This window comes from Heyndrickxia sp. FSL W8-0496, assembly GCF_038007825.1.
Lineage (GTDB): Bacteria > Bacillota > Bacilli > Bacillales > Bacillaceae_C > Heyndrickxia > Heyndrickxia oleronia.
Map to the genome: position 1 here is coordinate 2,115,552 of NZ_JBBOXX010000001.1, position 12,197 is coordinate 2,127,748.

Consider the following 12,197-nt stretch of genomic DNA (forward strand, 5'->3'; position numbering starts at 1 on the left):
CGATTAGATGACTTTTTTGTATTAATTAGGGTGTTTCGGTTCCGCTACCTGGATCTGGATTTTCTTGATTACCTCCTCCATTGTCATTGCCGCTGCCATTGCCATTACCAGGCCCATTGCCATTACCATTTCCGTTGCCATTACCAGGTCCGTTTTCGTTACCAGAACCATTGTCATTCCCATTACCAGGACCATTACCATTATCAGAACCGTTATGTTCACCATTGTCTTGATCTTGGTCACCAATATCACCAATATCATCGCCATTTCCTAATTCATCAGGATCTGGGACTTTTATAGTGATTGTAGCTGGTTTACTTGTTTGATCACCTAATATAGCTTTCACTTCAATTTGGTAGGTTCCACCAGGCTGTGGATTGGCTATTGATAATGTTGTATCCTTCGTATTTCCAAAGGATTGTTTACCTTCATTATTAAGTGAACCAGATATTTCAAAAGAAACGCCTTCAGATATTTTTGGATGATTCCAATTGACAATTATTTGATTGGTTGCTTGATCATAAGTTCCGTTTAAATTTGTAGGAGCTTCTAATTGCTCATATCTATGTGAAACTTGACTTGGTTCATTATGACCTCGAACAAATAATTCATATGAAATACTTCCCGAAGGAGTATATTCACTTGCTTTTTGTGGTGGATTTGTTCCTTTTTCAATCGGAATCTTCACAACACTTTTTGGCATTTTGAAATCAGGTGTGTTTTTTCCTTCTGATACATGTTCCATTAGGCTTTTAAAGATGAGCTGTGAGATTTTTTGTTCATTTGGTGTTAAATAATATTTAAAGTTACCATTCTCATCTTTGGAACTATCATATCCTGTCCAGACAGCAGCAGTGTAATTAGTCGTATAGCCTGCAAACCATGAGTCAGGGCTGGCGCCTGCAGGAATATTATATTTTGCAACATCTTCGCTAGCAAAATTTGTTGTTCCTGTTTTTCCCGCAACATCAAGCCCAGGGATGATTGCTGAGCGACCTGTTGCCCCTGGTTTTGAAGATAATACATCTTTTAGCATATCTGTAATCATATATGCTGTATAATCCTTCATCGCAACTTTTGGTTCAGGATTTGTTTTAACAATAGTTTCCCCATCTTGTAAAACAATTTTTCTTACAGTATGTGGTTTATTATAAATACCATTATTACCGAATGCTGCATACGCACCTGCCATTTTTAGTGGGGATAATTCAAGTCCACCACCGATGGAGGATGAATGATAAATTTCTTTTGGTAAATTTAAGCCTAAATTATTAGCAAATTCTCTAGCTTTGTCAGCACCAACTTCTGCCCAAGCCTTTGCCGCAGGTACATTTCGGGAACGGTATAAAGCTTCCCTCATTGACATTTGTCCTAAGAAACGATTATCAAAGTTATTTAATGCAGGACCATTATTTTCATAATGATATGGTTCATCTACTATTTGATGATAAGTGGACCATTGTTTTTCCTCGATCACTGGGCCGTAATCTAATATCGGTTTGATTGTAGATCCCGGTGAACGCTTGATATCCACTGCTCGATTTAATCCACGTTGAACTTTTGGATTTCTTGCCCCACCTACTGCACGAATTTCTCCAGTTTTCGTATCTAATAATGTGATACCCGCTTGGAACATATCATCCGGATATTGCACAATATCATTTGAATTTAAAATTTGCTCTGTATATTCTTGGGCATCTGTATCTAATGTAGTATAGATTTTTAAGCCATCAGAAAATGGATTATAACCCATCGCTTCAACTTCATCAATGACCATGTCCATGAACGCATCATATTTATTTTGAGCAACATTGTTGACATTAGTCTGTTTTTTAAGTCCTTTTGTAACAGGAACCTTTTTCGCTTCTTCCATTTCCTCTTTAGAAATTTTCTTATGTTGGTACATTAACCCTAAAACAACATTTTTTCGTTTTTCAGCCAAATCTGGATGTTCAAATGGATTATAGTTATTTGGACTCTGCTGTAGTCCCGCAATTAATGCAATCTGCGGTAGGGTTAATTTATCTAATGTCTTTCCATAATAATATTTAGAAGCAGTTTGGATTCCATGAATTCCAGCTGACATATAAATTTTGTTCACATACATCTCGAAGATTTCTTCTTTTGTGTATTGACGTTCAAGCTGTAATGAAAGCCATGCTTCTTGTGCTTTACGTTCTAGTGTCTTTTTATTAGTCAAAAAGGACATTTTCACCACTTGCTGGGTGATCGTACTCGCTCCTTCAGAACCGAATCCACGAGTAACATTGGCAATAACAGCACCACCAAGTCGAATTGGATCAATCCCATGATGCTTAAAGAAACGAGAATCTTCAGTAGCGATAATTGCATCCTTTACTTTATCAGGAATTTTATCATAGGCAATATAATCTCGTTTTTTTGCGCCGATCGTTCCAGCTGATTTACCATCCATCGCTAATACCTCAGAAGCGATAGGATCTTTTAATTGGGTTTTATTTAAATGTGGTGCTTTACTTGCATAATAAGCGAATGTTCCAACACCTGCCAAGAAAACAACAACACAAGTTAGAAATAAACTTAATATGATTTTCTTAAATATAGAACGTTTTTTCTTCTTACCTTTTCCTTTTTTATTTTTAACAGCTTCCTGCTGTTTTCTTCGTTCCTCACGTGTTTGGTATTTTTCAGCCATAAACAAATTTTCCTCTCTTTCCTTTAGGCTGTTTTTAAACATTGATTATTGCTTAAATGATAGTTTTTACAATTATGTTTAAATAAGCAACAAAAATTTTAAAAAAAGCCAATCTAAACCAAATATTGATTTAGAAGTGTAAAACTTAGATTGTAAAAATCTTTTTTACCGTTTGAATATAATCAATTCGAGGGTGAAGGCCTAATGAGATAGGATGTCCAACTTCTTCAATTTCCTCTTTTTTTATAGATTTTCGCCCACCATTTAGCATTCGATCCCAAAAGATAAATAAATCTGAACTAGGTAATAAAAAGACTTCTTCAGTTTTTGCAAAACGAAGTATAACAAAGGATATTCCATTATGTGCAACTACTTTTTTCATGTGTTCGATTTGATGTTCATGAAAGTTCTGTAATGGAAAAGATGTTGTATTATTCGTTTCCTTTGCTTCAAAATCAATATATCTACCTTGATAGACTCCATTATAATCGGTTGTTGATGGTTGTTTAAAATACGCCTCTTTAATAACTGCAGTACTTCTTGACTTATAATCAACATGAACGATCTGTACCGGAGTCGGTTTTTTATGAATAACAGCAATCTCATTTAGTAAATAATATTGATTCGTTACATTTAAATCGTCTTCCAACGTCATCCCTCTATTACTGTATGAAATACTCTTCGAAGCGATAGATTTATTTATGCCCGTTTTGTTCATCGTATATTGTTTTCCATTAGGGTATCGAAGATTCATTCATCCTCACCTCACAAACTAAATTATATCATAGCAGAAAACTGGACAGATTGGGTGAATAAAAAGTTTGATTTCTTGCCAATATAACGTTAGATTGCGTAAAATGGTTGTTTTTTAAGGGAAAATATTGATTTTTTGCTGCTTCTTATTAGTATTCGACGAATAGCAATCACCATTTGTTTCATTTATTTAAAATTTAGGTGTAATTTTATTACAAAATAATAAAAAGGTTGATCCAATTTTGTCATTTGGATCAACCTTTTCCTATTTCTTACTAGCAGCATAAATGTATGAATCACTAGAATTTCTATAATTAAGTTGAGGGACGATTTGGCCCAGATAATTTAGGATTTCCGTTACCAGCTTTCGTTTTAGAACGTTCTTCTTTTTTACGTTGATTTTTAAGTTCTTTATTCATTATTTTCCACCTCCTAGAACCTATTTTGCACCAAAGACTGTTCTCCATTCATTGTTAAAGAAGTTTATTCTTTTGTCGAATAGATTAAAAGGAATTGTTCGTTTAACACTTTCTTTGACGAATCAGTTCTAGTTTTGTCATGCATGGAGGTGATTAGAAGATTAGGAAGAATATATAGCGTTAAAAGAATCTTAGGAGGCGTTGATATGTTATTAAAGGAAGAGATTTTAGCAAAGCTTGAGGAATGTGAACAGTTATTAGAGAAGCTAGAAAAATGTTTTGACGCAGAAATCAAAAAAGTAAGAAAAGAAATCATATTGAGGGCTTCTGAGGATCACTCCATTTTAGAAGCTAAACTGAAACGTCTCGAAAAGAAATTCAAAATTAAAAAACTGTCAACTTCGATAAACATTAAAAATGAACAATCAAAGTTGCAGCAGCTTGGTTGAGTTAGTCTTTTTGACCTTAGTGGTGACTCCAGCGTATAATTGCATTAGTTAGTTTCTCAGGAGGAATAATGCAAATGTACGAAAATGACTTGATACATTTAACAAATAAATTAATAGAATTGAATGATTATGCCTATCGTTCATATAATCAAGTTAGAGAAAAAGGGGAACAAGGGGATTTTTATCAAGATGTTAAACCCTTTGCAGATCAAGTAAGAGATGCTTGTGAACAATGGTTGCCCTTGGCAATTGCTTGGGTAAATGAGGTTCAGCCAAAACACTTACATTCAATACAGTTAAAAAATACAAGTGAAAATCTCCAAATGGTTTCGGTTAAAGCCTTTTATCCAGACTCTAGTTTAAAAAAATTTAAAAGTCATATTCAATCTGTAGATTATGTGTTGAGAAGACTGTTGGAGGAAACCCAAAAAAATAACTGATGAGTCAAACCCTGCCTTTTTATTTTTTTCTTAGACATATCACCATTTTTTTTACCATTCATATTGTGGTAGTAAAGATTGTCATCTGGAGGAAAAAGTGATGAAAGGTTATAATCCATATATGAACTATTTACCAATACGTAATTATCAACCGCAAAATCATTCATATCATGCACAGGGTATTCCTCATATGCAAGCATATAATCAGCCAAATATACCATATCAACATCCATACGGACCTTACCATTACAATGGGATACCACCATTTATGCAAAATGGAAACAGTCCATATTATCAACAACCGGGTTATGAACAGAATCATAGTCCACAGCCAAACATTTTTGATAACCCGCTTCAAGCAAAAGAAACCTATCAAACCAATAAACAAAATCAAATGTTAAATCAATACGTTCATCCATATCCTCAAGGGAATCATTTTAAACAACCACAAACAGGCGGGATTAATTCACTAATGAACTCTTTTAAATCACAGGATGGTTCGATTGACTTTAATAAAATGGTCAACACAGCAGGGCAAATGATGAATGCAGTTAACCAGGTGTCAACGATGGTGAAAGGGCTAGGGGGACTCTTCAAACCGTAGAGTTCCAAGCCTTTTTGCTTTTTTATTTATCCATCTAGTCTAAACTAGCATTTGTTTTTTGTGTTTCCAACGTTTGAAAAATATAGTTTTACATATATCATATAACAGCTAAATAGTTAAAACGGAATCAGCTAATTTTCTGATTCCGTTTTATTATGTTTATTCTATTGTTAATCGTTTTCCTTTTTCCTTTGGTACTTTAATCGTTAGTAAGCCATCTTCATAGGTTGCCTTGACTTTATCTTCAATAATCGGTTGCGGAAATGGAATGGTTTTAGAGGATCGTTGGATTGAGCTTTTATTAAAAAATACATTTTGGGTTTGATCTTCTTTTGTAACTTTTTCATTATTTTCGACTGTAATCGTAATATACTTAGGAAATATACCAATATCTATTTGATCTTTTTTTATGCCAGATAATTTTGCGGTGATAATATATTTATCCTCTAATTCAGTTAAGTCAATAGGGAAACCATTGATTGGAAATGGCGAGGAAAAAAAATCATCAATGCTTTGAAGAAAGCCTTTCACTGGCCTTTCCTGGAAAAGTTCATTCATAGATCGAAAAAAGTCTTGAAAGGGTTCGTGGAACAATCCCTTTTTAGGTTCTTCAGGTAATTTCTCTGTCATTTTAATAAAAACTCCTCTCTGTAAGATTTAAATACCAACTTTATCTATTGTATAATATGATGTTTTTGACAATGAGTACCAATAAAAAACACTAGGAAAACGAACGTTTATTCGCTAAAATATAGAAAGAGGTGTGTAGAAAATGAAACGTCGAAAAAATTTACAAGAAGTCATCCAAGGTTTAAAAGAGGATGTTCATATAAATAAGCAAATTATTCATTGGCATACATTAAAATCAAAAGAAGCACAAACTACTCCGTTTCCAAATAGAATTCATCCATTATTAAAAGATTCATTAAATCATAAAGGAATTTCTGAACTATATACACATCAGAAATCGTCGTTTGAGCAGGCAATGCAAGGGAAGAGCTTTGTTGCTGTTACACCAACAGCGTCCGGAAAAACTCTCTGTTATAATTTACCAGTTATCCAAACGATTCTCGAAGAGCCAACGTCTCGAGCATTGTATATGTTTCCAACTAAGGCACTTGCTCAAGATCAAAAAAGTGAAATAAATGAGATTATTGAGGAAACAGGACTAGCCATTAACAGTTATACATATGACGGAGATACACCGTCAAGTATCAGGCAGAAGGTAAGAAAAGCTGGACATATTGTGATTACTAATCCTGATATGCTCCATTCCGCTATTCTCCCGCATCATACAAAATGGGTCGCTTTTTTTGAAAACCTGAAATATATAATTATTGATGAATTACATACATATCGAGGTGTATTTGGGAGTCATGTGGCAAATGTCCTGCGAAGATTAAAGCGAATTTGCACGTATTACGGTAGTAACCCTGTATTTATTTGTACTTCTGCAACTATTGCAAATCCAAAAGAACTAGCAGAAGGATTGACAGGAATGCCTATGGAGCTAATCGATAATAATGGTGCTCCTAGTGGGAAGAAGCATTTTATTTTTTACAATCCTCCAATTGTAAATAAGCCTTTAAATATCAGAAGAAGTGCTACATTAGAAGTGAGTCATCTTGCTAAGCAATTATTACAGCAAAAAATTCAAACAATTGTTTTTGCGCGTAGTCGAGTAAAAGTTGAAATCATATTGACCTATTTGCAAGAGGTAGTCAAACATGAATTGGGTTCTAAATCCATACAAGGATATCGAGGAGGGTATTTACCTTCACAAAGGAGAGAAATCGAAAAAGGATTAAGGAATGGAGAGATTATTGGTGTAGTAAGTACCAATGCATTAGAACTTGGAGTAGATATTGGTCAACTCCAAGTATGTATTATGACAGGGTATCCCGGAACAATTGCCAGTGCATGGCAACAAGCGGGGAGGGCAGGAAGAAGACATGGAGAATCATTAGTAATAATGGTCGCAAGTTCTTCACCTCTCGATCAATATATTATTGAACATCCTGAGTATTTTCTGCATCAATCACCCGAAACTGCTAGAATTAACCCAGATAATCTGATTATCCTTGTTGATCACATTAAATGCGCTGCATATGAATTACCTTTTAAAAAGGGAGAAACATTTGGTGATGTTGAAATTGAAGATATTCTTGAATATTTGGTAGAAGAAAGAGTCCTCCATTACCGAAGTGAAAAATGGAATTGGATGAATGATTCCTTTCCAGCACATAATATTAGTTTACGTTCTGCCTCACAGGAAAATGTTGTAGTGATTGATTATACTGAAATAGCAAATGTGAAAGTGATTGGTGAAATGGATCAATTTAGTGCAATGACCCTTTTACATGAGGAAGCAATTTACCTTCATCAAGGAATTCAATACCAAGTGGAGAAACTAGACTGGGAAGAGAAAAAAGCGTATGTAAGGGAAGTTGAAGTAGATTATTATACTGATGCTAATATAGCCGTACAATTACATGTGTTAGAAGAGGATAAACATAAATATATTCATAATGGAGAAGTGAGCTATGGAGATGTCACTGTCCAAGCGATGGCAACTATTTTTAAAAAAATTAAGTTTAATACACATGAAAATATTGGCTCTGGTCCCATCAATCTTCCTGAACAAGAATTGCATACAAGTGCTACTTGGTTTACGTTTGAAAGTGAGTTATCAGAAAGTAAATTAGAAGAAGGTTTAATTGGAATTTCACATGCATTGAATTCAATTGTTTCTTTATTTGTTATGTGTGATCCTCAGGATATTCACGTGGTACCACAAATCAAAGCTATTCACAATGAAAAGCCAACCATCTTTTTGTACGACCGTTATCCGGGCGGTGTGGGTTTAAGTGAAAAGGTATTTGAAAATATAAAAGAAATCATTAGCAAAACGACTGAGATGATATCTCAATGTCCATGTGAAAATGGTTGCCCATCATGTATTGGGTTAGATGGAACTACTTCACGTTCTAAAAATATCGCATTACATCTATTATCACATTTTAAGGAATAGATCCCTATCGAGGTGAAATAACATGTCCTTGAAAAATAAGCTGCAACGCTTTAAAAATCACATAGTTAAAGAACAGGTACAACAGCCTAAAAACATGAATGAAAAGCCAAAAAATATAGATACAAAAGGTGAAATCCCCTTCATAGAAATGTGGGAACAAGCAAATACAAAGGTTTATTATTTAGAAGATGAATACTGCTTAATTCGTGAGGTTCATTATCCATTAAGCCATCAACATGGAAAATATCGGTTTCAAGATTATATTAAGGCTGTTGATATGTGGAATCATAATGGTATGAAACATCCATTATCTGCATATGGATATCAACCGAAAGATTTGTTCTTTTTCGATACTGAAACTACTGGATTAGGTGGCGGTGTTGGAAATACAATCTTTCTACTTGGATACGCATATCTTGAAAAGGATGAAATCATTTTAAGGCAGCATTTTTTACCTGAACCTGGTTTAGAAATCCCTTTATATTATAGTTTTCTTGAGAATATTGATTATACAACCCTAGTTACATACAATGGAAAAGCTTTTGATTGGCCACAGGTTAAAACGAGGCATACACTTATTCGCGAACATGTCCCAAAACTACCATCATTTGGCCATTTTGATTTATACCATGCATCAAGAAGATTTTGGAAGGATCAATTAGATTCTGTAAAACTAGTAAATGTAGAGAAGGATATTCTTGAATTTGAGAGAAAAGATGATGTACCAGGTTTTTTAGCGCCGATGATTTACTTTGATTTTGTAGAAAGAAAAAACCCTGAAGGGATCATTACAATTTTACAGCATAATGAAAACGATATTCTTTCATTAATTACTTTATATACTCACTTAACCTTTCAAATTCTGCAGCTAGATCCCTCTCAGACATCACAAGAAAAACTTATGCTTGGGAAATGGCTTCAAGCTATTGGTGAAAAGGATGTAGCTATTCAGACGTTTGAGAATCTTTCACTTGCTAATGAGATTGAAGCGAAATTTGAATTAGCATTTCATTTGAAAAGGCAAAAAAAATATTCAGAAGCTAGGGATTTATGGTTAGAAGTGATAGAAATGGGGAATGGTAAGCTTAAAATAAAATCAAGCATAGAGGTTGCAAAATTATTCGAACACCAATTCAAGAACTATGAACAAGCACTAAAAATCGCTCGAATCGGTTTATCTTTGCTTGAAGAAGGGCAATCTGGAAAGCAAAAGAAGGATGATAAAATTTATCAAGATTTGATCAAAAGAATTACTAGACTTGAAAGAAAATAATGCTTCTATTTCCTGGGGAAGCGCATAATTCGACGTAGGTTTCAAAAAGTTTTTCAAAAAACGCCAAAAACTTACAAGAATGTCATAAAAAATTAATAATTATTTTATATGGGAATGATTGTGTCGAATGATAGAAACCTGTAGAATAATAAATTGCGACGGTAGATGGACGAATTATCGTTTGTGAATAATAATGGAAATCTTCATTGCAATTTATTGGATTATAGGGGCTGAAATCATGTATCGAGCACTGTTTATCTTGTTTTTTATCGTTGTTTGTTTAACAGCATTGCTTTTTACTAGTTTAAAAGATAGTTTTTATACTTTCTTTTAAATTGATTTTTGGTTAAAATCAAGAATATTTAAATCTTTCGAGTAAAAAAGATTTCTTTTAAAAATAGGTATTTGAATTAGTACATGTTATAGCCTTTTCACATAGTTTGTTAGTGTAGCAAGACAAATTAATGAAGGGAGTTATGACTATGTTTTGTGGAAAGGTTTTACCACCAATTGTTCATCCGACAAAATGCTGTACGAATCATACTCAACAAAATTTCATTCAACCACATATTTATCCATCACATACAACAAATGTGAATCACCAAGTAATTGGACACGCAAATTACTATCCTCATACTGAATCATTTGTAAATGAAGTGTCAAATGTAAACTTAGGTCCAGTTTCCGGACCGGTTCCAGGTGGGATGGGTGGATTTGGGCCAGGTGCTATGGGACCAATGGGTGGTCCTGGACCAATGCCATTCGGTTTTCCGAGGTAAAGGTTGAATTTTCAAGGATGGTAGTTGCCATCCTTGTTTTTTTATATAAATAATCGGTTTATCAACTAGTGAGTCTTAGAGTAGGTGAAAATGATGATTAATGTAATTACGATTACGGGGTATAAGCCCTTCGAACTAGGGATATTTTCAAATAAACACCCCGCAATCGACTTTATCAAAATGGCAATAAAAAAAGAGCTAGTAAGCTTTTTGGATGAAGGACTTGAATGGGTGATAATTTCTGGCCAGTTAGGTGTAGAACTTTGGGCAGCTGAAGTGACTCTAGAACTTCAAAATGAGTATCCTGAACTAAAGCTTGCTGTTTTAACACCTTTTTTACATCAAGAAGAGAGCTGGAATGAAATGAATAAAGACTATTATGAAATGATCGTTAGTCAAGCTGATTTTGTCGATTCTATATCAAAACAACCATATTCAAGTCCACAGCAATTCCGTAATAAAAACAAACTTTTCTTACATAAAAGTCAAGGGATGATCATTGTATATGACGGTGAAAAACCAGGTTCACCAAAGTACATTTTTGATGAGGCAAAACGATTAGTCGAAGAGAGTAAATATGACATGAGAACGATAGATTTTTATGATTTACAAATGTTAATAGAAGAGGCACAATGGAATTCTCAATAAGTCGTTTCACACTTGCTTTAAAGTAAAATACAATGATAAAATTCTTCGGTAGTGAAGAAAAAATAAACATTATTATATGCTTACTGTAAAAAAGCAAAACTAATTTATGAATAAAATCTAACTGGATTTTTTAGTTGTCAAACCATATTAAATTGACAAATATATTAATTTTTGAAAGAATAGTAATAATGGGCAACCTGCGAATATTTAAGGTGGTGTGTTAGATGTTATCTGATAAAATTAAATTAACTGCAAAGGACATTTTAGAAAAAGAATTTAAAACGGCAGTTCGAGGGTATAAGCAAGAAGAAGTGGATAAATTTTTAGATTTTATTATTAAAGATTATGAAACCTTTCATCAAACAATAGAAGATTTACAACAGGAAAATATGCGCTTAAAGAAACAAGCGGATGATTCATTTCGCAGACAACCTTCGCAGCCAACAACTGGAACGACTAACTTTGATATCTTAAAGAGGCTATCAAATCTAGAAAAGCATGTTTTTGGAAGCAAACTGAGTGAATAGTATTTGCTTGGATGAAATTTCTTATTGAAATTTAAGTAAATCTTATATATAATAAACAAGCGACGTTAAGTCGTAATGAAATAGCGTTCGGGTAATCGCTGCAACAGATAACTGTTGTTGAGGAAAGTCCATGCTCGCACGGTGCTGAGATGCCCGTAGTGATCGTGCCTAGCAAAGTCATAAGCTAGGGCAGTTTGGATTCGTCTGGGCTGACGGCAGGGAAAATACCTAAGTCCAATAATGGATATGGTGTGAATACCTTTAAAGTGCCACAGTGACGTAGCCTTATGAGAAATCATAAGGGTGGAACGAGGTAAACCCCGCGAGCGAGAAACTCAAATTATGGTAGGGGAATCCTTTCTCTCGGAAATGAACGAAGAAAGGGACAGGCACTACATGAAGTGTCTGTAGATAGATGATTACCACCTGAGTACGAGATCATTACCTGGTCGTTAGAAGTACAACGGTACAGAACATGGCTTACAGAACGTTATTGAAGGTAATAAATAAACAAATTGTTATGCTCTCCTTCCGAAAAGGAGAGCATATTTTGTATAATCCTTATCTGTTTGAAAGATGCTTATTTAAAGAAAAAAACTA

At 34.1% G+C, this 12,197-nt stretch carries 11 protein-coding genes and 1 other RNA gene; 9 read left to right on the forward strand and 3 right to left on the reverse strand.

All coding sequences use genetic code 11. The annotated features are described in order from the left end of the window. Positions 1-25: 25 nt before the first annotated feature. Together NST63_RS10705 and recU are read right to left on the reverse strand one after the other, a co-directional pair. Positions 26-2,674, reverse strand: coding sequence for a PBP1A family penicillin-binding protein (locus NST63_RS10705; RefSeq protein ID WP_341042052.1), 2,649 nt, complete (start codon positions 2,672-2,674; stop codon positions 26-28). A gap of 145 nt (positions 2,675-2,819) precedes the next feature. Next, positions 2,820-3,428 (reverse strand): Holliday junction resolvase RecU, encoded by a 609-nt coding sequence (gene recU / locus NST63_RS10710; RefSeq protein ID WP_259545173.1) that lies wholly within the window; start codon positions 3,426-3,428, stop codon positions 2,820-2,822. A gap of 624 nt (positions 3,429-4,052) precedes the next feature. Between recU and NST63_RS10715 the strand changes: the two genes are divergently transcribed. The 3 genes from NST63_RS10715 (at position 4,053) to NST63_RS10725 (ending at position 5,339) form a co-directional block, all read left to right on the forward strand. Further along, on the forward strand, positions 4,053-4,295 hold the full coding sequence (locus NST63_RS10715) for a hypothetical protein (protein WP_341042054.1): 243 nt from the start codon (positions 4,053-4,055) through the stop codon (positions 4,293-4,295). A 74-nt stretch (positions 4,296-4,369) separates the two neighbouring features. Further along, positions 4,370-4,735, forward strand: a complete 366-nt coding sequence (locus NST63_RS10720) for a YppE family protein (protein ID WP_212942824.1) — start codon at positions 4,370-4,372, stop codon at positions 4,733-4,735. A gap of 100 nt (positions 4,736-4,835) precedes the next feature. Further along, entirely contained in the window at positions 4,836-5,339 is a 504-nt protein-coding gene (locus tag NST63_RS10725) for a YppG family protein (protein ID WP_341042055.1), read from the forward strand. Positions 5,340-5,498: 159 nt separating this feature from the next. Here NST63_RS10725 and NST63_RS10730 read toward each other — a convergent pair whose 3' ends face one another. Further along, positions 5,499-5,969, reverse strand: coding sequence for an Hsp20/alpha crystallin family protein (locus tag NST63_RS10730; protein WP_341042056.1), 471 nt, complete (start codon positions 5,967-5,969; stop codon positions 5,499-5,501). Positions 5,970-6,111: 142 nt separating this feature from the next. On the opposite strand from NST63_RS10730, the gene NST63_RS10735 reads away from it, so the two are divergent. The 6 genes from NST63_RS10735 (at position 6,112) to rnpB (ending at position 12,085) form a co-directional block, all read left to right on the forward strand. After that, the gene (locus NST63_RS10735; protein WP_341042057.1) at positions 6,112-8,370 is read left to right on the forward strand and encodes a DEAD/DEAH box helicase; all 2,259 of its coding nucleotides are present in this window, start codon (positions 6,112-6,114) and stop codon (positions 8,368-8,370) included. A 22-nt stretch (positions 8,371-8,392) separates the two neighbouring features. Then, on the forward strand, positions 8,393-9,643 hold the full coding sequence (locus NST63_RS10740) for a ribonuclease H-like domain-containing protein (protein ID WP_212942819.1): 1,251 nt from the start codon (positions 8,393-8,395) through the stop codon (positions 9,641-9,643). Positions 9,644-10,125: 482 nt separating this feature from the next. Continuing rightward, positions 10,126-10,422, forward strand: a complete 297-nt coding sequence (locus NST63_RS10745; RefSeq protein WP_212942818.1) for a CotD family spore coat protein — start codon at positions 10,126-10,128, stop codon at positions 10,420-10,422. Positions 10,423-10,518: 96 nt separating this feature from the next. Then, positions 10,519-11,070, forward strand: coding sequence for a DUF1273 domain-containing protein (locus NST63_RS10750; RefSeq protein WP_341044172.1), 552 nt, complete (start codon positions 10,519-10,521; stop codon positions 11,068-11,070). Between the two features lie 224 nt (positions 11,071-11,294). Continuing rightward, positions 11,295-11,597, forward strand: coding sequence for a cell division regulator GpsB (gene gpsB / locus NST63_RS10755; protein WP_058002404.1), 303 nt, complete (start codon positions 11,295-11,297; stop codon positions 11,595-11,597). Between the two features lie 83 nt (positions 11,598-11,680). Next, an RNA gene (gene rnpB, locus NST63_RS10760) (RNase P RNA component class B) lies at positions 11,681-12,085 on the forward strand. The last annotated feature ends 112 nt before the right edge of the window (positions 12,086-12,197 follow it).

What these genes read in the sequence shown, in the direction of transcription:
- recU (WP_259545173.1), bottom strand. Translation starts at nt 3,428, where the DNA reads ATGAATCTTCGATACCCTAATGGAAAACAATATACGATGAACAAAACG.
- NST63_RS10740 (WP_212942819.1), top strand. Translation starts at nt 8,393, where the DNA reads ATGTCCTTGAAAAATAAGCTGCAACGCTTTAAAAATCACATAGTTAAA.
- NST63_RS10730 (WP_341042056.1), bottom strand. Translation starts at nt 5,969, where the DNA reads ATGACAGAGAAATTACCTGAAGAACCTAAAAAGGGATTGTTCCACGAA.
- NST63_RS10715 (WP_341042054.1), top strand. Translation starts at nt 4,053, where the DNA reads ATGTTATTAAAGGAAGAGATTTTAGCAAAGCTTGAGGAATGTGAACAG.
- NST63_RS10705 (WP_341042052.1), bottom strand. Translation starts at nt 2,674, where the DNA reads ATGGCTGAAAAATACCAAACACGTGAGGAACGAAGAAAACAGCAGGAA.
- gpsB (WP_058002404.1), top strand. Translation starts at nt 11,295, where the DNA reads ATGTTATCTGATAAAATTAAATTAACTGCAAAGGACATTTTAGAAAAA.
- NST63_RS10720 (WP_212942824.1), top strand. Translation starts at nt 4,370, where the DNA reads ATGTACGAAAATGACTTGATACATTTAACAAATAAATTAATAGAATTG.
- NST63_RS10735 (WP_341042057.1), top strand. Translation starts at nt 6,112, where the DNA reads ATGAAACGTCGAAAAAATTTACAAGAAGTCATCCAAGGTTTAAAAGAG.
- NST63_RS10745 (WP_212942818.1), top strand. Translation starts at nt 10,126, where the DNA reads ATGTTTTGTGGAAAGGTTTTACCACCAATTGTTCATCCGACAAAATGC.
- NST63_RS10725 (WP_341042055.1), top strand. Translation starts at nt 4,836, where the DNA reads ATGAAAGGTTATAATCCATATATGAACTATTTACCAATACGTAATTAT.